At 73.7% G+C, this 20,429-nt stretch carries 20 protein-coding genes, 1 pseudogene and 1 riboswitch; of the genes and pseudogenes, 11 read left to right on the top strand and 10 right to left on the bottom strand.

The genetic code is table 11. The features are described 5' to 3' along the window. Window positions 1-2: 2 nt before the first annotated feature. Window positions 3-91: riboswitch (ZMP/ZTP riboswitch) on the bottom strand. A 96-nt stretch (window positions 92-187) separates the two neighbouring features. Next, window positions 188-850 carry a YczE/YyaS/YitT family protein gene (locus ACQP04_RS34910; RefSeq protein ID WP_433504694.1) on the top strand — a complete coding sequence of 221 codons (663 nt, stop codon included), beginning with the start codon at window positions 188-190 and terminating at the stop codon, window positions 848-850. On the opposite strand, the gene ACQP04_RS34905 is transcribed toward ACQP04_RS34910, so the two are convergent. Together ACQP04_RS34905 and ACQP04_RS34900 are read right to left on the bottom strand one after the other, a co-directional pair. Next, the gene (locus ACQP04_RS34905; protein WP_433504693.1) at window positions 756-1,199 is read right to left on the bottom strand and encodes a hypothetical protein; all 444 of its coding nucleotides are present in this window, start codon (window positions 1,197-1,199) and stop codon (window positions 756-758) included. The two genes, ACQP04_RS34910 and ACQP04_RS34905, sit on opposite strands and share 95 nt — an antisense overlap. Further along, complete coding sequence (locus ACQP04_RS34900) at window positions 1,196-2,542, bottom strand: carotenoid oxygenase family protein (RefSeq protein WP_433504692.1); 1,347 nt, start codon at window positions 2,540-2,542, stop codon at window positions 1,196-1,198. The genes ACQP04_RS34905 and ACQP04_RS34900 overlap by 4 nt, the downstream gene beginning before the upstream one ends. Before the next feature lie 73 nt (window positions 2,543-2,615). Between ACQP04_RS34900 and ACQP04_RS34895 the strand changes: the two genes are divergently transcribed. Beyond that, the gene (locus ACQP04_RS34895; RefSeq protein WP_433504691.1) at window positions 2,616-3,149 is read left to right on the top strand and encodes a PadR family transcriptional regulator; all 534 of its coding nucleotides are present in this window, start codon (window positions 2,616-2,618) and stop codon (window positions 3,147-3,149) included. Window positions 3,150-3,242: 93 nt separating this feature from the next. On the opposite strand, the gene ACQP04_RS34890 is transcribed toward ACQP04_RS34895, so the two are convergent. Next, a complete protein-coding gene (locus ACQP04_RS34890) occupies window positions 3,243-4,550 on the bottom strand; it encodes a multidrug effflux MFS transporter (protein WP_433504690.1) in 1,308 nt (435 codons plus the stop codon). 153 nt (window positions 4,551-4,703) lie between these two features. Between ACQP04_RS34890 and ACQP04_RS34885 the strand changes: the two genes are divergently transcribed. The 3 genes from ACQP04_RS34885 (at window position 4,704) to ACQP04_RS34875 (ending at window position 8,649) form a co-directional block, all read left to right on the top strand. Beyond that, the gene (locus ACQP04_RS34885; protein WP_433504689.1) at window positions 4,704-6,371 is read left to right on the top strand and encodes an SDR family oxidoreductase; all 1,668 of its coding nucleotides are present in this window, start codon (window positions 4,704-4,706) and stop codon (window positions 6,369-6,371) included. Between the two features lie 128 nt (window positions 6,372-6,499). Then, on the top strand, window positions 6,500-7,495 hold the full coding sequence (locus ACQP04_RS34880; protein WP_433504688.1) for an alanine racemase: 996 nt from the start codon (window positions 6,500-6,502) through the stop codon (window positions 7,493-7,495). 2 nt (window positions 7,496-7,497) lie between these two features. Further along, entirely contained in the window at window positions 7,498-8,649 is a 1,152-nt protein-coding gene (locus ACQP04_RS34875; protein WP_433504687.1) for a pyridoxal phosphate-dependent aminotransferase, read from the top strand. 79 nt (window positions 8,650-8,728) lie between these two features. Here the strand turns inward: ACQP04_RS34875 and ACQP04_RS34870 are convergent, their stop codons facing one another. From ACQP04_RS34870 to ACQP04_RS34860, 3 genes are all read right to left on the bottom strand, one after another. Beyond that, window positions 8,729-10,954, bottom strand: a complete 2,226-nt coding sequence (locus ACQP04_RS34870) for an FdhF/YdeP family oxidoreductase (protein ID WP_433504686.1) — start codon at window positions 10,952-10,954, stop codon at window positions 8,729-8,731. Window positions 10,955-11,094: 140 nt separating this feature from the next. Further along, a complete protein-coding gene (locus ACQP04_RS34865) occupies window positions 11,095-11,331 on the bottom strand; it encodes a hypothetical protein (RefSeq protein ID WP_433504685.1) in 237 nt (78 codons plus the stop codon). Between the two features lie 230 nt (window positions 11,332-11,561). Then, a complete protein-coding gene (locus ACQP04_RS34860; protein WP_433504684.1) occupies window positions 11,562-11,822 on the bottom strand; it encodes a helix-turn-helix domain-containing protein in 261 nt (86 codons plus the stop codon). A gap of 32 nt (window positions 11,823-11,854) precedes the next feature. Between ACQP04_RS34860 and map the strand changes: the two genes are divergently transcribed. Next, window positions 11,855-12,655 (top strand): type I methionyl aminopeptidase, encoded by an 801-nt coding sequence (gene map, locus ACQP04_RS34855; RefSeq protein WP_433504683.1) that lies wholly within the window; start codon window positions 11,855-11,857, stop codon window positions 12,653-12,655. 116 nt (window positions 12,656-12,771) lie between these two features. Here the strand turns inward: map and ACQP04_RS34850 are convergent, their stop codons facing one another. Further along, the gene (locus ACQP04_RS34850) at window positions 12,772-13,071 is read right to left on the bottom strand and encodes a hypothetical protein (RefSeq protein ID WP_433508523.1); all 300 of its coding nucleotides are present in this window, start codon (window positions 13,069-13,071) and stop codon (window positions 12,772-12,774) included. On the opposite strand from ACQP04_RS34850, the pseudogene ACQP04_RS34845 reads away from it, so the two are divergent. The 4 genes and pseudogenes from ACQP04_RS34845 to ACQP04_RS34830 all read left to right on the top strand — a co-directional run. Next, window positions 13,024-13,218, top strand: a pseudogene (locus tag ACQP04_RS34845) (TetR family transcriptional regulator); the annotation flags it as partial. The gene ACQP04_RS34850 and the pseudogene ACQP04_RS34845 sit on opposite strands and share 48 nt — an antisense overlap. A gap of 24 nt (window positions 13,219-13,242) precedes the next feature. Beyond that, window positions 13,243-13,608, top strand: coding sequence for a hypothetical protein (locus tag ACQP04_RS34840; protein ID WP_433508497.1), 366 nt, complete (start codon window positions 13,243-13,245; stop codon window positions 13,606-13,608). A 148-nt stretch (window positions 13,609-13,756) separates the two neighbouring features. Then, window positions 13,757-15,364: an acyl-CoA synthetase gene (locus tag ACQP04_RS34835; protein WP_433504682.1), complete on the top strand. Its 1,608-nt coding sequence runs from the start codon at window positions 13,757-13,759 to the stop codon at window positions 15,362-15,364. A gap of 60 nt (window positions 15,365-15,424) precedes the next feature. After that, window positions 15,425-16,963 (top strand): acyl-CoA synthetase, encoded by a 1,539-nt coding sequence (locus ACQP04_RS34830; protein WP_433504681.1) that lies wholly within the window; start codon window positions 15,425-15,427, stop codon window positions 16,961-16,963. Window positions 16,964-17,005: 42 nt separating this feature from the next. Here ACQP04_RS34830 and ACQP04_RS34825 read toward each other — a convergent pair whose 3' ends face one another. Beyond that, window positions 17,006-17,647: an HAD-IA family hydrolase gene (locus ACQP04_RS34825; RefSeq protein ID WP_433504680.1), complete on the bottom strand. Its 642-nt coding sequence runs from the start codon at window positions 17,645-17,647 to the stop codon at window positions 17,006-17,008. Between the two features lie 166 nt (window positions 17,648-17,813). Between ACQP04_RS34825 and ACQP04_RS34820 the strand changes: the two genes are divergently transcribed. Then, on the top strand, window positions 17,814-18,167 hold the full coding sequence (locus ACQP04_RS34820) for a tetratricopeptide repeat protein (protein WP_433504679.1): 354 nt from the start codon (window positions 17,814-17,816) through the stop codon (window positions 18,165-18,167). 306 nt (window positions 18,168-18,473) lie between these two features. Here ACQP04_RS34820 and ACQP04_RS34815 read toward each other — a convergent pair whose 3' ends face one another. Together ACQP04_RS34815 and ACQP04_RS34810 are read right to left on the bottom strand one after the other, a co-directional pair. Beyond that, a complete protein-coding gene (locus ACQP04_RS34815) occupies window positions 18,474-19,439 on the bottom strand; it encodes a hypothetical protein (protein WP_433504678.1) in 966 nt (321 codons plus the stop codon). Next, window positions 19,436-20,410: a carbohydrate-binding protein CenC gene (locus ACQP04_RS34810; protein WP_433504677.1), complete on the bottom strand. Its 975-nt coding sequence runs from the start codon at window positions 20,408-20,410 to the stop codon at window positions 19,436-19,438. Before ACQP04_RS34810 ends, ACQP04_RS34815 begins: the two co-directional genes overlap by 4 nt. Window positions 20,411-20,429: the final 19 nt, after the last annotated feature.

The following is a 20,429-nucleotide window of genomic DNA, read 5'->3' as shown; positions in this document are numbered from 1 at the left end:
GACGCGGGGGCCCAGGCGGTCGACCCCCGCGGACGTCAGCTCCCCGATGGTCGTTGCCATCCTCGGTATGCCGCCAGTCGCGCGTTCGCCATGATTGTTCCACGTGCGCCCCGACCGCCGCCCAGCCGCAGCCACTGCGCGGGAATTGGCCCTTGGTGGGGAGGCCACCTCGGGGGACCCTGGGAGTGTGGATCTCCGCCCGCTCCCCGTCAGGCACGCCCCGCTCCGCCGGCTCCCGCAGCTGCTCGCCGGCCTCGCCCTCTACGGCACCTCCATGGCGATGCAGGTCCGCGGGGCGCTCGGGCTCAACCCGTGGGACGTCCTGCACCAGGGCCTGGAGACCCGGCTGCCGCTGAGCTTCGGGCTGATCACCGCGATCACCGGCGCCGTGGTGCTGCTGCTGTGGATCCCGCTGCGGCAGCGTCCGGGCGTGGGGACCGTGGCGAACGTCGTGGTGATCGCCCTGTCCGTCGACGCGGCCCTGGCCCTGATCCCCGAGGCTCACACGTGGCCCGCGCGGGTCGGGCTGATGGTCGGCGGGATCGTGCTCAACGGCGCGGCCTCGGCCGCGTACATCGGCGCCCGGCTCGGCCCGGGCCCGCGGGACGGCCTCATGACGGGACTCGCCGCCCGCACCGGCCGGTCGATCCGGCTGGTGCGGACGGCGATCGAGGTCGTGGTGCTGGCGACCGGCTGGCTGCTCGGCGGCACCGTCGGGATCGGGACGGTGCTCTACGCGCTGGCGATCGGCCCGCTCACGCAGGCGTTCCTCCCGCTGTTCCGGGTTCCGGGCGACCCGCGGCCCGCCGCTTCTGCGCCGGCCGCACGTACCAGCCGTTCCACACCATGAGCCCGACGAACGTGGCGATCCACAGCGCCGACCGAGGCGGTGACCAGCGAGTCCGCAGCAGCAGCGTGCGCGGGTCGCCGGTGGCGAAGGCCGGCGCGACGCCGCCGCCGTGGACCAGCAGCATCACCGTGGCGAAGGCGTTGAAGCTGCGCTGCCGGACCGCGGACCGGACGATCCGCGCCGCGGCGACCCCGGACGCGGCCAGCAGCGCGGGCCAGTCGGAGGCGCCGAGCAGGTGCAGGACGTAGTACGTCGCGATCGGCAGGCCGACGTCGAACGCCAGGCCCCGGAGCAGCACCCGCGGCGACGGGACGGCGGGCGCGCTCGGGGAGGTGGCCATGGTGGTCATCGAGCGTCCTCGTCGGGGATCCACGAGCCGTGGAAGCCTGCGGGTACACCGCGGGGCAGCGTCACCCGCGCGACGGGCGCGCCGGCGACGTCCGTGGCGTCGAGTACCAGCAGCTCGGAGGCCTTGCCGTCCCGGGTGGTGGTGATGGAGAGCAGCCAGCCGTCCGCCTCGCCGCGGTCCGGCGCCCCGGACGGGACGAACACGGCCTCCCCGGCGACGACGTCCGGCCCGAGGCCGTGCGCCGCGACCGTGCCGCGCTCGGCGTCGTGCTGCAGGATCCCCTCGGTGTCGGACACGGCGTAGAGGTACCGGTTCGGCCGGCCGACCCGTTCGTCGTCGACGGTCGGGAACTCCAGGCCCGCATCCGAGAGCTGGGCCTGGGCGACCGTCCCGGCGGCCGGGTCGATCGTCCAGCGGTGCAACGTGGCGACGCCCGCGGCCGCGGCGGCCGCCGCGTGCCCGGACGGGCCCGGGCCGATGGCCTGCCAGGTGGCCGCGATGGCGTCCCGGGTGTAGCGGGCGACGTCGATCACGATCCGCCCCGCCTCGTCCTCGTACGCGTTGCCGACGTGGAAGACGTAGCAGGGGTCGATCTCGAACCACCGCACCTCGCCGAGCCGGTCCAGCGGCATGACGCCGAGCCGGGCGCCGTACGCGTCGTCCCAGCCGTAGGGCATGCCCTTCTGCAGCCGGAAGGTCATCGGCAGGTCGAGGAACACGGCGTGCCGGTCGGTGATCGCGAAGTCGTGCATCATCGTCGGGCCCGCGACCGGGACCTCGGCACTGCGCACGAGCTCGCCGGCCGCGGAGAGCCGGTGGTAGGTGAGGTAGGGCGGCAGCGCGCCGTAGCCGAAGAAGTGCAGGTCCCCGGTGACCGGGTCGGTCTTGGGGTGCGCGGTCATCGCCGTGGTGAGGCGGCCGGCGAAGTCGTCCGGCCCGACGGTCTCGAGCTCCGGCGTCACGACGTACGGGAAGCCGTTCTCCACCAGCGCCAGGATCCGCCCGGCGTGCTCGATCACGTGCGTGTTGGCGACGACGGCGGTGCGGTCGAAGGTCCCGTCCGGCCGCAGGAAGGGGCGCCCCTCCATCGCCCCGGTGCGCACCCAGCGGTTGCGGTACCACTCGGCCCGGCCCTCCCGCAGCCGCACGCCGTGCAGCATCCCCTGCCCCGCGAACCAGTGCCCCGGGTCCTGGCCGGGCAGGGGATTCGGTCCGTTGCGGAGGTACCGGCCGGTGAGCTCCGATGGGAGCGTTCCCGTGACGGGCAGGTCGGCGGCCTCGATCTCGTCCGGCACCGGGGCGAGCTGGCCCTGCAGGTAGAGCGGCGTCTCCGTCGTCGTCATGGGGAGAACGGTGCACCCTCCACGTACTACCTGTCAATAGTGACATGTCGAGTTCGACAGGTAGAGTGTGTGCATGTCGCTGTCGCACGCACTGCTGGGTCTGCTCTCCGTCCACCCCCGGAGCGGGTACGAGTTGACCAAGGCCTTCGAGCGCGACCTGGGCCGGTACGCCTGGCAGGCGGGCCACACGAGCATCTACCCGGAGCTGAACCGGATGGCCGAGGCCGGCCTGGTGGAGGTCACGCACGAGGGCGCCCGGGGCGCGCGGACCTACGACGTCACCCCGGCGGGGCGCGAGGAGCTGCGCACCTGGCTGCTCACCCCGCCGAAGCAGGCCAAGGTCCGCAACGAGCAGGTGCTGCGCATGTTCCTGCTCTCCGCGCTCGAGCCGGCCGACGCGCTCGTCGTGCTCCACCGGATCGCCGAGGCCACCGACCAGGGCGTCACCGACCTGCGGAAGGTTCGGGAGGAGCACGCCGACGCACCGATGACCGGCGCGGAGGGCTTCGGCCAGCTCGCGGCGGAGTTCGGGCTGCGGCAGTACGAGGCGGTCCGCGACTGGGCGCGGTGGGCGATCGAGCGCCTGGAGCGTGAGCAGGGGGCCTGAGCACTCTCGCGAACACCCCGAGAACGCCGACGGCCCCGGGCGCGGGCCGGGGCCGTCGGTGGGGTGCGGATCAGGTTGTGCTGCCGGTGCCGGTCAGGCGACGGCGGGACGCTCGTCCACGAACTCGGGCTCGACGACGGCGGGTGCGCTCTCCTCGTCGATGTTCCCCAGCGTCCAGGGCCGGACGACGGCGAGCAGCATGGTCAGCGCGAGCACCTGCGAGCCGGCGATGGTCAGCCCCATGGCCAGCGCGTCGTTGCCGAGCAGCCCGACGACCGGCGAGGTCAGGGCGCCGACGCCGAACTGGACCGCGCCGAGCAGCGCCGCCGCGGTGCCGGCGCGCTCGCCGTGCCGGGAGAGGGCGAGCGCCGGGGCGTTGGGCAGGGCGAGCCCGACCGAGGCCAGCACCGCCCAGAGCGGCACGACCACGCCCACGAGTCCGCCGGTCCCGGTGCCGGCGAGCACGGCCAGCACGGCCGCGGCGACGGTCCCGGACACGCTGGCGGTGAGCAGCAACTGCCGCGGCTCGAAGCGGCGCAGCAGCGCGGCGTTGGCCTGCGTCGCGCCGATCAGGAAGATCGCACCGGCGCCGAACAGCAGGCCGAACTGCTGGGCGTCGAGCCCGAACTCCTGCTGGAACACGAAGCTGGACCCGGAGACGTAGCCGAACATGCCGGCCATCGCGAACCCGGCGACCAGGATCAGGCCGACGTAGACGCGGTCGCGGAAGAGCGAGCCGTAGGCCCGCAGGGTCGGTCCGACGGCGGCGCTGCGGCGGCGCTCCGGCGGCAGCGTCTCGCCGAGGGCGAAGTACAGCACGGCCAGGATGACCAGGCCGTACACGGCCAGCGCGACGAACACGCCGCGCCAGTCCGCGACCCGCAGCAGCTCGCCGCCGAGGGTCGGGGCGAGCACCGGGGCCGCGCCCATCACGAGCATCAGCCGGGAGAGCAGGGTGGCCGCGGCGCGGCCGGTGAACAGGTCGCGGACCACGGCCATCGCGACGACCGCGCCGGCGGCGGACCCGACGCCCTGCAGCACGCGCAGCACGCCGAGCACCTCGACGTTCGGCGCGACCACGATGAGCAGCGACGACACGACGTGCAGCGCCGTGCCGGCGAGGAGGGGCTTGCGGCGGCCGACGGCGTCGGCGAGCGGGCCGATGAACAGCTGGCCGAACGCCAGGCCGATCAGCGTGCCGGTGAGGGTGAGCTGGATCGTCGACGAGGAGGTCTGCAGCTCGGTCGCGATGCCCGGCAGCGCGGGCAGGTACATGTCGATGGTGAGCGGGCCGAGCGCGATCAGTGCGCCCAGCAGCAGGGCGATGCGCGCGCGGCCGGGCGTCGTGGGCGCGGGTGTCGCTGGTGGTGTGGGCAACGGCGGGGCCTTCCTGGTGCTCACGGGTCCGGATCGCCCGGCGACGTCGCTCGGTCGCGGTTCGTACCCGCCGGTGGTGTTCCGGGTGGTTCAAGGCCCGATGCCCGGCGTGCTGTTCCGGTTCCCCGAACAGGTGTGTCATGGGTCACGTACTCGCGAGTAGCTACGCTCGGCCCCATGCGCAGCGAGGCACGTACCGTCCGCACCCCGGACGGCCTGGACCTGGCCGTCCACGTCACCGGCCCGGGGGGCGCCCCGGTCGTCGTCGCGGTGCACGGCTACCCGGACGACCACACGGTGTGGGACGGCGTCGTCCCCCTGCTGGCCGACACCTTCCGGGTGGTGACCTACGACGTCCGTGGCGCGGGCGCGTCGCAGGCCCCGGCGGACCGCGACGGGTACCGGGTCGAGCGGCTGGCGGCCGACCTGGTCGCGGTGCTCGACGCCGTCGCCCCCGACCGTCCGGTGCACCTGCTCGCGCACGACTGGGGCTCGATCCAGGGCTGGCACGCCGTCACCGACCCGGCGCTGCGCCCGCGGTTCGCCTCCTACACGTCGATCTCCGGCCCGTCCCTGGCGCACATCGGGGCGTTCGGGCGCAGCGCGCGGCTGCGCGACCGGCTCCGGCAGCTGCGCCGCTCCTGGTACGTCGGGTTCTTCCAGCTGCCGGTGCTGCCCGAGCTGGCCTGGCGCTCGGGGCTGGCGGGTGGGCTCGTCGCCCGCCGGGAGGGAATCCCGCGGCCCGCGGCGCGCGACGCCGTGCGCGGGCTCGAGCTCTACCGCGCCAACCTCGGCCGCGGCGGCGGGGAGCGGCGCACGGAGGTCCCGGTGCAGGTCCTGGCCCCGACCGGGGACCGGTACGTCACGCAGGCGCTGCAGGCGAGTGCCGAGCGGTTCACGGACGACTTCCGGTTCCGCCGGGTGGCGGGCGGCCACTGGCTGCCCCGCAGCCGCCCGGAGGTGGTCGCGCGCTGCGTGCGCGAGCTGGTCGACGCCGTGTCCGCGCCCGCCGGGGCGCCGCACCGCACGCGGCCGACCCCGGGCCGGTGGACCGACCGGGTCGTACTGGTGACCGGCGCGGGCAGCGGGATCGGCCGGGCGGTGGCCCGCGGCTTCGCGCGGCGCGGCGCGGTGGTCGTCGCGGCCGACAAGGAGCTCTCGACGGCGCGGCAGACGGCCTTCGAGACCGGCGGGCACGCCTACCAGGTCGACGTGGCCGACCCCGACGCGATGGCCACCTTCGCCGACCGGGTGTGCGCCGAGGTCGGGGTGCCGGACGTCGTGGTCAACAATGCCGGCATCGCGGTCTCGGGTCACTTCCTCGCCCACGAGCCCGCGGACTGGCGGGCGATCGTCGACGTCAACCTGATGGGCGTGGTGCACGGCTGCCGGCTGTTCGCGGCCCGGATGCGCGAGCGCGGCGAGGGCGGGCACCTGGTCAACGTGGCCTCCGCCGCCGCGTTCACCCCGACGACCTTCCTGCCCGCCTACTGCGCCACCAAGTCCGCCGTGCTGATGCTGTCGGAGTGCCTGCGCGCCGAGCTCGCGGGCGACGACATCGGCGTCACGGCCCTGTGTCCCGGCTTCCTGCCCACCGGCATCGGCGGCTCGGCGCGGTTCGTCGGGGTCGACGACTCGACGGCGGCCGAGCGGCGCCGCTCCACCGACCGGCTGCTCAAGCGCCGCCGGTACCCGCTGGACAAGGTGGCCGACGCGGTGGTCGCCGCCGTCGAGGCGAACCGGGCGATCCAGCTGCTCACAGTGGAGAGCCGCATCGCCTACGCGCTGTCCAAGGTGGCTCCCGGCGCCCTCCGCCGCGTCGCCCGCCTCCCCGTCCCACGCTGACGTCGCATTATGGTTCCACAACAACGCGCGAAAACACCTGCATATTCGCAGTAGGGTTCCATGACGTCGAAAATGCGCCCGCTGAATCGCATTATGGTTCCACAATGCACGGCGGGTAGGTTCTCCACGTGCGCGTCGACGACCTCACCACGCCCGCGCTGCTCGTCGAGCGCGGGGCCCTGCGCCGCAACCTCGACACCATGAGCGCCGCGCTCCCCGGCGCCCGGCTGCGCCCGCACGTCAAGGCGCACAAGTGCACGTCGCTCGCGCGCTGGCAGCGCGACAACGGCCATCCCGGCTTCACCTGCGCCACGATCCGCGAGTGCGAGGTCATGGCCGAGCACGGCCTCGGCGGCGACCTGCTGCTGGCCAACGAGGTCGTCGACGCCTCGCGGCTCGGCAAGCTCGTCCGCGACGGCGCGCGGATCACCCTGGCCGTCGACTCCCGGGAGACGATCGCGGCGGCGCTGCGCGGCAACGTCCTCGAGGTGGTGATCGACGTGAACGTCGGCCTGCCCCGCTGCGGCTGCCCGCCCGAGCGGGCCGGTGAGCTGGCCGATCTCGCCCGGCGCAACGGCCTCGAGGTGCGCGGCGTGATGGGCTACGAGGGCCACCTGATGATGGTCCAGCCCGCCGAGGAGCGGCGCCGGCTCGTGCGCGAGGCGATGGAGAAGCTCGCGGCCGCGGCCCGCGACGTCGGCGGCGAGCTCGTCAGCGCCGGCGGCACCGGCACCTACGACGTCAACGAGTGGGCCACCGAGATCCAGGCCGGCTCGTACGCGCTGATGGACAGCGCCTACACCCAGCTCGGGCACCCGTTCGAGCAGGCGGTCTTCGTGCTGGGCACGGTGATCTCGGTGTCGGCGGAGTGGGCGGTCGTCGACGTCGGGCTCAAGGCGCTGGGCATGGACCACGGCAACCCGACCATTCCTGGCGCCCAGGTCTGGTTCTGCTCGGACGAGCACACCACGTTCGCGCCCGGGGACCTGCGGCTGCGGGTGGGCGACCGGATCCGGGTGGTGCCGGCGCACGTCGACCCGACCGTCGCGCTGCACGACGCGATGTGGCTGGTGGACGGCGAGCAGGTCGCCGAGCGCTGGGCCGTGGACATGCGAGGGTGGTAGCCATGCTGGTCCCGCGGCTGCGCCCCTTCACCTCCACGATCTTCGCGGAGATCACCCAGCTCGCCGTGCGCACCGGCGCGATCAACCTGGGGCAGGGCTTCCCGGACACGGACGGGCCGGCGTCGCTGCTGGCCGACGCCGCCGCGGCGATCACCGACGGCGGGGTCAACCAGTACCCGCCGGCCCCGGGGCTGCCGGCACTGCGCGAGGCGGTGGCGGCCCACCAGAAGCGCTTCCACTCCCTCTCCGTCGATCCCGCCGATGTGCTCGTCACCATGGGCGCCACCGAGGCGCTCGCGTCGGCGGTGATCGCGCTCTGCGAGCCGGGCGACGAGGTCGTGGTCCTCGAGCCCTACTACGACTCCTACCCGGCCGTGATCGCGATGGCCGGGGCCACGCGCCGGACGGTCCCGCTGCGCGCCCCCGACTTCCAGCCCGACCCGGCCGAGCTGCGCGCAGCATTCGGGCCGCGCACGCGGGCGGTGCTGGTCAACACCCCGCACAACCCGACGGGCGCGGTGTTCGGCCGGGACACCCTGCGCGCGATCGGGGACCTCGCGATCGAGCACGACGCCGTCGTGATCACGGACGAGGTCTACGAGCACATGACCTTCGGGGCGGAGCACGTCCCGATGGCCACGCTGCCGGGCATGGCCGAGCGCACGCTCACGATCTCCAGCGCCGGCAAGACCTTCTCGGTGACGGGCTGGAAGATCGGCTGGGTGCACGGGCCGGCCGAGCTCGTCGCGGCCGTGCGGGCGGTGAAGCAGTTCCTGACCTTCGCCGGCGGCGCCCCCTTCCAGCCGGCCGTTGCGAACGCCCTCGCCCTGCCCGACGACGTGTTCGCCGCGATCTCGGGCGACCTGCGGCCGAAGCGCGACCTACTGGCCGACGGCCTGCGCGAGGCCGGGCTGCGGGTGTTCGAGCCGAGCGGCACGTACTTCGTGGTCGCCGACCTCGCCCCGCTCGGCGTGACCGACGCCGCCGCCTACGCCCGCGCCATGCCCGAGCGGCTCGGCGTGGCCGCGGTCCCGGTCGGTGTGTTCTGCGACGACCCGCACCTGGCCCCGACCCTGCTCCGCTTCGCCTTCTGCAAGCGCGACGAGTTGCTCCGGGAGGCGGTCTCACGGCTCCGCACCGCACCTCCCGCATGAACGAGCGGCGCTGTCGCTCACTAGATCTGAGCGGGAGCGCCGTTCGCTCATCGGTCAGGCGGACGCGTGCTTGCGACTTTCACGCCCGTTCGAGGCGGACGACGACCCATTTCGAGGTGGGGGTGCCCGACTCGAGGGCTTGGGAGTCGAGGGGGACCAGCGGGTTGGTCTCGGGGTAGTAGGCGGCGACGCAGCCTTTGGGGGTGTCGTAGGAGACGAGTCGGAAGTTCTCCGCGCGGCGCTCGATCCCGTCGTCCCATTCGGACATGAGGTGGACGTGGTCGCCGTCGGTGTAGCCGAGTTCGGTGAGGTCGGCGGGGGAGACGAACACGACGCGGCGGCCGGAGTGGATGCCGCGGTAGCGGTCGTCGAGGCCGTAGACGGTGGTGTTGAACTGGTCGTGGCTGCGGATGGTCTGCAGCACCAGCCGCCCCTCGGGCACGTGGGCGACCTGGAGTGGGTTGACGGTGAACACGGCCTTGCCCTCTGCGGTGGGGAAGGTGCGGGTGTCGCGGGGCGGGTGCGGCAGGGTGAACCCGCCGCGCCGGCTGATCTTGTCGTCGTAGGCCTCGCAGCCGGGCACGACCCGGCCGATCCGGCGCCGGATGTGGGCGTAGTCGGCGGCGAACTCGGTCCACGGGATGCCGTGGCGGCTGCCCAGGGTGGCGTGCGCGATCCCGCACAGGATGTCGATCTCGGAGCGCAGCAGCGGCCCGGCGGGGGTGGCGCGGCCGCGGGAGGCGTGCACCGCGGACATGGAGTCCTCGACGGTGACCCGCTGCACGCGCCCGCCGGTGCGGTCCTGCTCGGTGCGCCCGAGCGTGGGCAGGATCAGCGCGTCGTGCCCGGCGGTGAGGTGGCTGCGGTTGAGCTTGGTGGAGATCTGCACGGTCAGCGCGGCGGAGCGCAGCGCGGCCTCGGTGACGTGGGTGTCGGACATGGCGGCGGCGAAGTTCCCGCCCAACCCGACGAACACCTTCGCGTGCCCGTCGCGCAGGGCGCGGACCGCGGCGGCGGCGTCGTGGCCGTGCCCGCGCGGCGGTGTGAAGCCGAACTCGGCGCCGAGGGCGTCGAGGAAGGCGTCCGGGGCCTTCTCCCAGATGCCCATCGTGCGGTCGCCCTGGACGTTGGAGTGCCCGCGGACCGGGCACAGCCCGGCACCGGGTTTGCCGATCATCCCCTGCAGCAGGGCGACGTTGACGAACTCGCAGATCGTGGCGACGGCGTTGCGGTGCTGGGTGATCCCCATGGCCCAGCAGTTCACGATCTTCGTCGAGGTCGCGAACAGCTCCGCGGCCGCCTCGATCTGCGCCCAGGTCAGCCCGGTGGCGGCCACGACGGCGGCCCGGTCGAGGTCACGGATGTGGCTGGCCCACGCCTCGAACCCGACGGTGTGCCGGGCGACGAAGTCGGTGTCCACGGCGCCGCGCTCCAGCAGCAGGTGCCCGAGGGCCTGCCAGAGCGCCAGGTCGCCGTTGGAACGGATCTGCAGGTAGGTGTCGGCCAGCCCGGTGCCGCGCCCGGCCAGGCCGGTGGGGGTCTGCGGGTTGTCGAAGCGCAGCAGCCCGGCCTCCCGCAACGGGTTGATCGCCAGGATGCGCGCGCCGTTCTGCTTGGCGATCTCCAGCGCGGACAGCATCCGGGGATGGTTGGTGCCCGGGTTCTGCCCGGAGATCACGATCAGGTCGGCCTCGTGCAGGTCCTGCAGCGAGACCGAGCCCTTGCCGATGCCGATCGTGCGGGCCAGCCCGACCGAGGTGGACTCGTGGCACATGTTCGAGCAGTCCGGCAGGTTGTTGGTGCCGAAGGCGCGGGCGAAGAGCTGGTAGACGAACGCGGCCTCGTTCGACGCCCGCCCGGAGGTGTAGAACAACGCCTCGTCCGGGCTGGCCAACCCGTTGAGGTGTTCGGCGACCAGGGCGAACGCGGCGTCCCAGGAGATCGGCTGGTAGTGGTCGGCCCCGGCGCGGCGGACCATCGGCTCGACCAGCCGGCCCTGCTTCTCCAGCCAGTGGTCGGACTGCTGCTCGAGCTCCGGGATCGGGTGCGCGGCGAAGAACGCCGCGCCGACGGTGTCGCGCTGCCCCTCCCAGGACACGGCCTTGGCGCCGTTCTCGCAGAACTCCGCGGTGTGCCGGGGCTCGGCCGGGTCCGGCCAGGCACACGACATGCAGTCGAACCCGTCGACCTGGTTGAGCCGCAACAGATTGCGCGCCGACTTCACCGGCCCCATCTGCCGCAGCGCCCGGCCCATCGACACCCGCACCGCCCTGAGCCCCGCCGCATGCGTGGCCGGCCGGCCCACCCGCAGCCGGGACTCCTCGACATCGACACGAGCATCGACACGGGCATCGACACGGGGGGAATCAGGGGTGGTGGACACGGGGAACCTCCGGCGAACGTGCGGGCCGGTGGGGATCCGGCGCACCCGAGTCTAGATATCGCTCAGAGCAACAGGACGAGCGCGACGATGAGGAGCAGCACACAGAAGCCGAGGAGCGCGGCGAGCACCACGCCCGGGCGCTCCAGCGGCGACCGCACCCGCGTCCAGCCCAGGCCCGCGGCGGCCTCGTCGACGATCCGGTGGCCCTCCGTGCCGGCCTGCTCGGGGGCGTCGGGTCGCCGGCCGAAGCCGGTGAGCAGCGAGCGGCGGTCGCCGGCCTCCTCGGGGGCACCGGGCACCGGGCACCGGGACCCGGGTGTCGGTGACGCGGTAGGTGCCGCCCGCGGCGTCGAGCGCGACCCGGTGGGTCAGGGTCTCCGCGCGACGGCGGCCGCGCGCCCCGGGCGGGCTGAGGACCTCGGCGACCAGCTCGAACCCGTCGGCGGTGCCGGTGACCGTGTACGGCGTGCCCTTCGCCGCCTTGCGGACACGGGCGAGCAGGACCGCCGGGTCGTGCGCCACACCGGGGTCAGGCCGCCGGGGAGGCGCCCGCGCGGCCGCACTCGGCCAGCACGTCGAGCCCGAGGCCGAGCTCCGCGGCCAGGGCGGCGACGGTGAAGAAGGCGGGGGTGGGGATCCGGCCGGTCTCGATCTTGCGCAGCGTCTCCGGCGAGATGTCCGCGGCCGCGGCGACGTCGCCGATGCTGCGGTCGCCCCGCGCGGCGCGCAGCAGGGCACCCAGCCGCTCGCCGCGCTCGCGGTCCTCGGGGGTCAGGGGGACGCGGACCATGACGTCATACTAATACCGGTATAGTTATCGATGTGATCGAGCTGAAGACGCCCGGGGAGATCGACGCGATCGACGCGGCCGGGTCCGTGGTCGCCCGCATCCTCGCCGCGGTGCGCGGGCGGGCGGCGCCCGGTGTCCGGCCGAGCGAGCTGGACGCGCTGGCCTCCGACATGATCGCCGAGGCCGGGGCGGTGTCGAGCTTCCGCGGCTACCACCCGCGGTGGGCGCCCGGGCCGTACCCGGGCGTGCTCTGCGTGAGCGTGAACGACGCGGTGGTCCACGGGATCCCGTCGCGCACGAAGCTCCACGAGGGCGACCTGCTCAGCGTCGACTTCGCCGTCCACCTCGACGGCTGGTGCGCCGACGCCGCCTTCAGCGTCGTCGTCGGGAACGGGGACCCCGCGTCGACGGTCGGCTCCGCGAGCTCCGCCTCCAGCGACGAGAAGCTGATCGCGACCACCGAAGCAGCCCTCGAGGCCGGCATCGCCGCGGCCCAGGCGGGCGCGCAGATGGGCGACGTCGGGCACGCGATCGGGCAGGTCGCGCGCGGGGCGGGCTACGGGATGCTGGCGGACCACGGCGGCCACGGCGTCGGGCGCTCGATGCACGAGGAGCCGCACGTGCCCAACGAGGCCAAGCCCCGCCGCGGGCTGAAGCTGCGCCCGGGGCTGGTCATCGCGATCGAGCCGATGCTGCACGCCGGCGGGAAGGACGCCTACCGGCACGACCGGGACGGCTGGACGATCCGCACCGCCGACGGCAGCCGCGCCGCACACGCCGAGCACACCATCGCGATCACCGAGAACGGCCCGCGGATCCTCACCCTCCTCTGACGCGCGAGTCGGCACTTTCCGCCGCTGAACTGCACATCTCGGGATGTCCCAGAACGTGAGGTTCGGTCGCGCGAGAGTGCCGGCTCGCGGGGAGCGGACCGGTGGCCCGGGGTGGGTCAGTCGCGGGTGACGCCGTCGGCGAGCAGGCCGACGCCGATCCCGGCGAGCCAGACGTCCTTCGCGATGCCCATGCCCTGCTGGCTCGGCCAGATGCTGCCCGGCCGGCGCAGGCCCGGGATCCGGACGTCGAGGCCGAGCAGGCTGCCCGCGAACGCCGTGAGCAGCGCACCGCCGACCGCCGCCGGGATGAACGGCGTGAGCAGGGCGACGCCGGTGGCGATCTCGCCCGCGGCGAGCGCCTTCATGAACTGCTCCTGCGGGACCCGCTTGAGGAAGGGGTAGGCGGTGGTCGCCATGCCGTACACGCCCGCGGCCTGCTCCGGGCCGGCCTTCCGCGCGGTGTTCGGGGAACAGGGCTGCAGGCGCCGATCGACGAGATCGCCCGACGCGCCGGGGTCGGCAACGCCACCCTGTACCGGGACTTCCCCACCCGCCGGGCGCTCGTCGCGGCGGTGTTCGCGGAGCGGATGGCGGACTTCGCGCGAGCCGCGGAGGAGGCGCTCGCCGAGCCCGACCCGTGGACCGGCTTCCGGGCCTACGTCCTCACGGTGCTGCGCATGCAGGCCGCGGACCGGGGACTCGCCGACCTGCTCACGCTGAGCGTGCCGGCCGAGCCGGAGCTGGCGGCGTTGCGCGGGCGGGTGGAGGCCGGGCTGGCCGAGCTGGTCGACCGGGCGCAGCGCTCGGGCGACCTGCGCGCCGATGTCACACCCGAGGACCTGCGGCTGCGCCGAGGCCGCACCGCACGCGTGGGAACGGCTCGCCGCCTTCCTGCTCGACGGGCTGCGCGCCCCCGCCGCCTCGGCCCCGGCCCCGCCGGGTCCCTCCCGTGAGGCCCTGGCGCGGTCGATGCGTGCCGGTGCGGCGCGCCTGGGCTGCGTGGAGTGACAAGCGGTGGCCGACCGGTTCGTCCCGGCGACCTGACCGCTCGGTCGGTCCCGCTCTGGCCCGGCGGGTGGCCGTTCGTGCAGGATGCGTGGCGTGTCCGACGTCGCGCAGTTCACCCCGCAGACCACCGAGGCGATCGCCCGGGCCCGCCAGCACTCGCTCGGCGACCTGTTGCGCCGCACCGCGTTGCGCTACCCGGACAAGCTCGCGGTGGTCGCGGGCGAGCGCCGGGCGAGCTTCGCCGAGTTCGACGCCGCCGTGAACCGGTGCGCGAACAACCTGGCCGGGAAGGGCTTGGAGAAGGGCGACCGGCTGGCCCTGCTCTCGCACAACTCGTGGCAGTTCGCCGTGCTCGCGTTCGCCACCGCCCGGCTCGGTGTAGTTCTGGTGCCGGTCAACTTCATGCTCAACGCCGAGGAGATCGCGTTCATCCTCGGGCACTCCGGTGCGAAGGGCATGGTCACCGAGGACGCGCTCGCCCCCACGGCGGAGAAGGCGCTCGCGAGCGCCGGGCTCTCCGGCGGGGTGCGCGGCTGGATCCCGCTCTCCGGAGCAGCCCCGACCGGGGACTGGGAGGACGTCGACACCTGGATCGACTCCGGCTCCTCCGAGGCTCCCGACGTGCTGGTGGCCGACGACGACCCGCTGCGGCTGATGTACACCTCGGGCACCGAGTCGCGGCCCAAGGGTGTGATGCTGTCGTCGAAGTCGCTGATCACGCAGTACGTGTCCTGTATGGTCGACGGCGGCATGACTGTCGACGACGTCGAGGTCCACACCCTGCCGATGTACCACTGTGCGCAGCTGGACTGCTTCTTCTCCGTCGACGTCTACCTGGGCGCGACCAGCATCATCCTGCCCGGCCCGGACCCGGCGCGGCTGCTCGAGACGATCGAGCGGGAGAAGGTCACCAAGCTGTTCTGCCCGCCCACCGTGTGGATCTCGCTGCTGCGCCACCGCGACTTCGACACCCGGGACCTGTCCAGTCTGCGCAAGGGCTACTACGGCGCCTCGGCGATGCCGGTGGAGGTGCTCAAGGAGCTGTCCCGGCGGCTGCCCGACGTGCAGTTCTGGAACTTCTACGGGCAGACCGAGATGTCGCCGCTGGCCACGATCCTGCGCCCGGACGAGCAGCTGCCGCACGCCGGGTCCGCCGGCCGGGCGTCGCTCAACGTCGAGACCCGCGTGGTCGACGACGACGACAACGAGGTCCCGCCGGGCGAGGTCGGCGAGATCGTGCACCGCTCGCCGCACGCCGCGCTGGGCTACTACAACGACGAGGAGAAGACCGCCGCGGCCTTCCGCAACGGCTGGTTCCACTCCGGGGACCTGGGCGTGGTCGACGCCAACGGCTACCTCGCCGTCGTCGACCGGAAGAAGGACATGATCAAGACCGGCGGGGAGAACGTCGCCTCCCGCGAGGTCGAGGAGGCCCTGTACCTGCTCGAGGGCGTGGCCGAGGTGGCGGTGTTCGGCATCAGCCACCCGCACTGGATCGAGGCGGTGACCGCGGTCGTCGTGCCGAAGCAGGGCGTGGAGCTGAGCCGCGAGCAGGTCGACACGCACGCCCGCGAGGTCCTCGCCGGGTACAAGCGACCCAAGTACATCGTGTTCGCCGAGTCGCTGCCGAAGAACCCCAGCGGCAAGATCCTCAAGAAGGACCTGAGGGTACAGCACGCCGACCTGGCAAACGAGGTCTAGCGAACGATCGTTCAGCCAGCTACAACGGAGACATGCGCAGCGCGGCGACGGTGATCTGACGTGTACCCGGGAACGTGGGCGAAGGAACGGCCGGAGCATCCGGCCACGATCATGACCGGCGGCCCGCTCGACGGCCGGGTGCAGACCTACGGCGAGCTGGACGAGCGCTCGATCCGGCTGGCCCGGGTCTTCGCCGAGGCCGGGCTGACCCGGGGCGACCACGTCGCCGTCGTGCTGGAGAATCGGCCGGAGGTCTTCGAGGCCTACTGGGCGGCGGTGCGCTCCGGCCTGATCGTCACCGCCGTGAACAGCCACCTCACGCCCGCCGAGGTCGCGTACATCGTGGACGACTGCGAGGCGCAGGTGCTCGTGGTCTCCGCGAACCTGCCGGGGATCGCCGAGGGCGTCGTCGCGGACACGCCCCGGGTGCGCAGGCGGCTCGCCGTCGGTGGCGTGATCCCCGACCACGAGGACTACGAGGCGGCGCTGGCCGCCGTGTCCGCCGATCCGCTCGACGACGAGCCGGTCGGCATGGACATGCTCTACTCCTCCGGCACCACCGGGCGTCCGAAGGGGATCACCCGGGAGCTGCCGGAACGCCGGGTGGACGAGCCGGGCGACGGGATGCTGGAGATCTTCGCCCCCGTCTACGGCTTCGACCGGGACACCGTCTACTACTCGCCCGCACCGCAGTACCACTCCGCGCCGCTGCGGTTCGGGTCGATGACCCACGCGGTCGGCGGCACGCTGGTGATCGCGGAGCGGTTCCGGCCGGAGCAGGCGCTCGCGGACATCGAGAAGTACCGGGTCACGCACAGCCAGTGGGTGCCGACGATGTTCGTCCGGCTGCTGAAGCTGGACGACGAGGTCCGCACCCGCTACGACCTGTCCTCGCTGAAGGTCGCGGTGCACGCGGCGGCGCCGTGCCCGGTCGAGGTCAAGCGCAGGATGATCGAGTGGTGGGGCCCCGTGCTCCAGGAGTACTACAGCTCCACCGAGTCCCCCGGGCAGACCCGGATCACGTCCGAGGAGTGGCTGGAGCACCCCGGCTCGGTCGGTCGCGCGACCGTCGGGATCCTGCACATCTGCGGGGAGGACGGCAAGGAGGTCGGCCCGGGCGAGGTCGGCACCGTCTACTTCGAGACCGACCGGCCGCTGTTCGTCTACCACCACGACGAGGACAAGACGGCGGACTCGCGGCACCCGGAACACCCGAACTGGGCCACCACCGGTGATCTCGGGTACGTCGACGAGGACGGCTGGCTCTACCTCACCGACCGCAAGGCGTTCATGATCATCTCGGGCGGGGTGAACATCTACCCGCAGGAGATCGAGGACGCGCTGGCCCTGCACCCCGCGGTGCGGGACGTCGGCGTGATCGGGATCCCGGACGAGGAGATGGGCGAGCAGGTCAAGGCCGTCGTCGAGACCGCCGAGGGTGCGGTGCCCGGCCCGGAGCTCGAGAAGGAGATCCTCGAGTTCGTCCGGGGCCGGATCGCGCACTACAAGTGCCCGCGCACGGTCGACTTCACCGACTCCCTGCCCCGCACGCCCACGGGCAAGCTCGTCAAGCGGCGGATCGTGGAGCGGTACCGCTGACCTGCCGTGAGTGGCGATGGTCGCTGTGGCAACCATCGCCACTCACGACGGCGGCAGGGGTGGGGCCCACTCGCTGAGCAGGTCGGCCAGGTCGTCGAGGCCGGTGAGGGAGAGGTCGCCGCGCAGGCCGCGCAGCGCGGCGGTGCGGGCGCCGGCGGCCCAGCCGGCGGCGAGGCCGGGCTCGGTGTCCTCGACGACCAGGCACGCGGCGGGGTCGACGCCGAGGGCCTTCGCCGCGCGGAGGTAGCCCTCCGGGTCCGGCTTGCCCGCGGAGATGTCCTCGCTGGTCACGAGCACCTCCGGCGGCGTGATGCCCGCAGCGCGCAGCCGGACGTCCGTCAGCCTGCGGTCGGCGCTGGTGACGACGGCCCAGGGCAGGCCGAGGACGTCGAGCAGGCCGAGCAGGCGGCGGGCGCCGGGGATCTCGCGGACGTCGTCGAGATCGGTGTACTGCAGTTCCAGTTGGCGGGCGGCGGCGTCGGCCACCCCGGCCTCGTCCAGGTCGGGCCGGGCCTCGCGGACGGTGGGGGCCGACGGGCGTCCGTGCGCCACCGCCAGCACGGCCTCCGGATCCGCGCCGTACTCCGCCGACCAGGTCCGCCACGCCCGCTCCACCGCGCCGTCGGAGTCGACGAGCGTGCCGTCCATGTCGAACAGCACCGCACGCAGATCGTCCAGGTCCATGCCCGCACGGTATCCGGGGTGGACGCCCGCGCGGGCGGATGGCGAGAAGGAGCTGAGGGCCGGATCCGGCCGCCGCGCGAACCGTGAGCTCCTGATGATCACGAGCTCGGGGTCCTCGGAATAGGGGGAGGGGGTATCGGGTTGGGCAGCGGGAAGGGAGGCTGCGATGGAGAACGCACTGATCTACCGCCTGGCCGAGGGGAGCCTCGAGGCCGGTCGGCCGCTGGAGGCCCTGGAGCTGCTGGCGCCGCTGGTCGACGAGCTGCGCGACACCGCGGCCGGTGCCCTGCTGCTCGGGCGGGCGTACTACCGGTCCGCGCAGCTGCGCCGGGCCGAGGAGACGCTGACCCGGGCCGTCGAGCTCGCGCCGAGCGACCCGTACGCCCGGTACCTGCTGGGGCGCACGCTGCAGCGGCAGAGCCGGCACGCCGACGCCCTGCCGCACCTGCGGCTGGCCGCCGCCCAGGACCCCGCCTACGCCGGGGACCGCGACGCCTGTGCCGCGCGCGTGGCGAGCTGATCGTCCGGCAATGAACGAACGGCGCTCTCGCTCACTTCAAGTGAACGAGAGCGCCGGTCATGTTCCAGGCGAGCGGAGGGTCGGGGTGCGCTGGGGCGTGGCGAGCGCGGGGTGGAGCGAGCCGCGCCGTCGCCGTTCCGCACGACAGTGCCGTTCGTGCGGTAGGTCTGCACGAAAGTGCCGTTCGTGCGGTAGGTCTGCACGAAAGTGCCGTTCGTGCAATCGCGTGCGGGGGATGCTGCGGAAGCGGGTGGCGGTGAGCGGCGCTCTCGTTCAGTAGGTGTGAACGAGAGCGCCGTTCCTCACTCAGTTGGTGATCGGGGCGGCGATCGGGTCGGCGTTGGTGCCCGTGTCGGTACCCGTGCCGTTGCCCGCATCCGTGTTGGGGTTCGGGCTCTGGGTACGCGTGCGCGTCCGGGTCGTGGTCGGGGCCACAGTGGTCGTCGGCGCGGGGGCGACCGTCGTGGTGGGGGCGACCGTCGTGGTGGCCGGCGCGGCGGGGGCCACAACCGGGGCGGCGGGGGTGCGGGTGGTCCTGGCGGCGGGCTTGGCGGCGGTGGTGGGCGCGGCCGCCTCCTCCGCCACCGGCTCCGGCGGCGGGGCGATCTCGTCCGTGTTCACCGTGTCGCTGGCCTCGGCGGAGCTGGCGCCCCCGAGCAGCGGGATCTCCATCAGCGGGCCCCGGTTGCCCGCGGCGAGGCTGATCCCGACGACCGCGAGGAACACGATGCACACCGCGACCACGCTGTAGACGCCGAACTTGATGCCGCGGGTGCGGCGGCCGCGCTCGTCGACGAACACCGGGCGCACCGAGGCGATGGCGGCGGTGGCGTCGATCGGCGACTCGGCCGCCAGCTCCGCCCGGCGCCGCGCCGAGATCGCCGTGGTCGCGTCGATCGCGGGCAGGCCGGCATCGGCCGCCGTCCCGGGGGCGTCCCAGGCCGCCGACGTTCCGCCGACCCGGGTCGCGTCGTCGTCCCGGGGCCCGGTCGGGGTCGCGTCGACGGGCCCGACCCGCGTCGCGTCGTCCCGGTTGCCGACCCGCGTCGCGTCGTCGTCCCACTGCCCGACCCGCGTCGCGTCCTGGTCCCAGCCCGGACCGCCGCCGACCCGCGTCGCGTCGTCGGTCCACGGCGCCGTCCGCCGGGAGCCCGGCCACCCGGGCGTGCCGAGGGGCGGGGCCGGGGAGCCCAGCGGCGCGTCGTCGACGTCGTCGAGGGGACGGCGGGGAGCCGGGACGGAGCGCAGGGCGCGCGTCTCGTCGTCGATCATGGGGTCACGTCCTCCGGGGGAGCGAGGCCCGCGCTCACGTCGCGGATTGTCCGGATGAAGGCGAAGCGGGTCTGTGCGATCCCGCTGCACGCGTAGGACGCCGTGGCGTTGCCGGGGCAGTCGCCGTTGTCGCGTCCCACGGACCACAGGCCGACGGCGCCGATGCCGCGGTCCCGGGCGACCCCGGCGACGCCCGCGGCGTCGGCGAGGGTGGTGACCGGACCCGTGTCGGTCCGGCCGAGCATGAGGGTGACGCCGATCCGCGACGGGGCGCGGTCCAGCTGCTCGACGATCGTGTCCGTGGCCCGGAGCATCGCTCCCGACCAGTCGCCCTCGTCGGGGAAGTTCATGACCATCGCGTTGACCCGGGCGTCGACGCCGTGCGCGTCGACGGTGCGGACCAGGTCGAGCGCGGCGGCGGTGAGGCCCTGTGCGGCGTCGTGCACCGGCAGGGTCAGCGTGACGTCGACGCCCGTGAGCAGCGCGAGCGCGCTGGCGACCTTCTCGGCGTCGACCCCGGTCTCCACGTCGACGTCGAGCCGCGTGGCGCCGACGGACGCGAGCGCACTGCGGTACGCCCCGGCCAGCGTCTCGGGGGTCGGGCAGGCGTTCTCCAGGTAGGTGCCGGTCGCACCGCCGGTCGCCACCGTGACCTGCTCGAGCGACCGCGCCGCCTCGACCACGACGGGATCCGTGGTCGCGGTCTGGCCGCCCCACGAGGGCGTGCAGCTGCCGTCGGCGGACAGCACGAACGCGAGAACCGCCGAGCGGACGCCGGTCTGCGCGACCATGTCCGGCAACGGCGAGGGCCGCAGCGAGACGTCGACGTACGGCAGTACCTCGGGCGCCGCCTTCTGCGGGGCGGGCGCCGGGTCCGCCGTGGGCGCGGCGCATGCGAGCAGCACGGCGCCGAGGGCGAGCGGCAGCGCGAGCAGCGCGACCGGCCGCCGGCGCACGCGGGATCGCCGCATCGGCGCGTCCTCCACCGGA

This window comes from Pseudonocardia halophobica, assembly GCF_050948485.1.
GTDB classification, from domain to species: domain Bacteria; phylum Actinomycetota; class Actinomycetes; order Mycobacteriales; family Pseudonocardiaceae; genus Pseudonocardia; species Pseudonocardia halophobica.
Note: the sequence above shows the minus strand (reverse complement) of the source record. Positions and strands in the feature narration are given on the sequence as shown.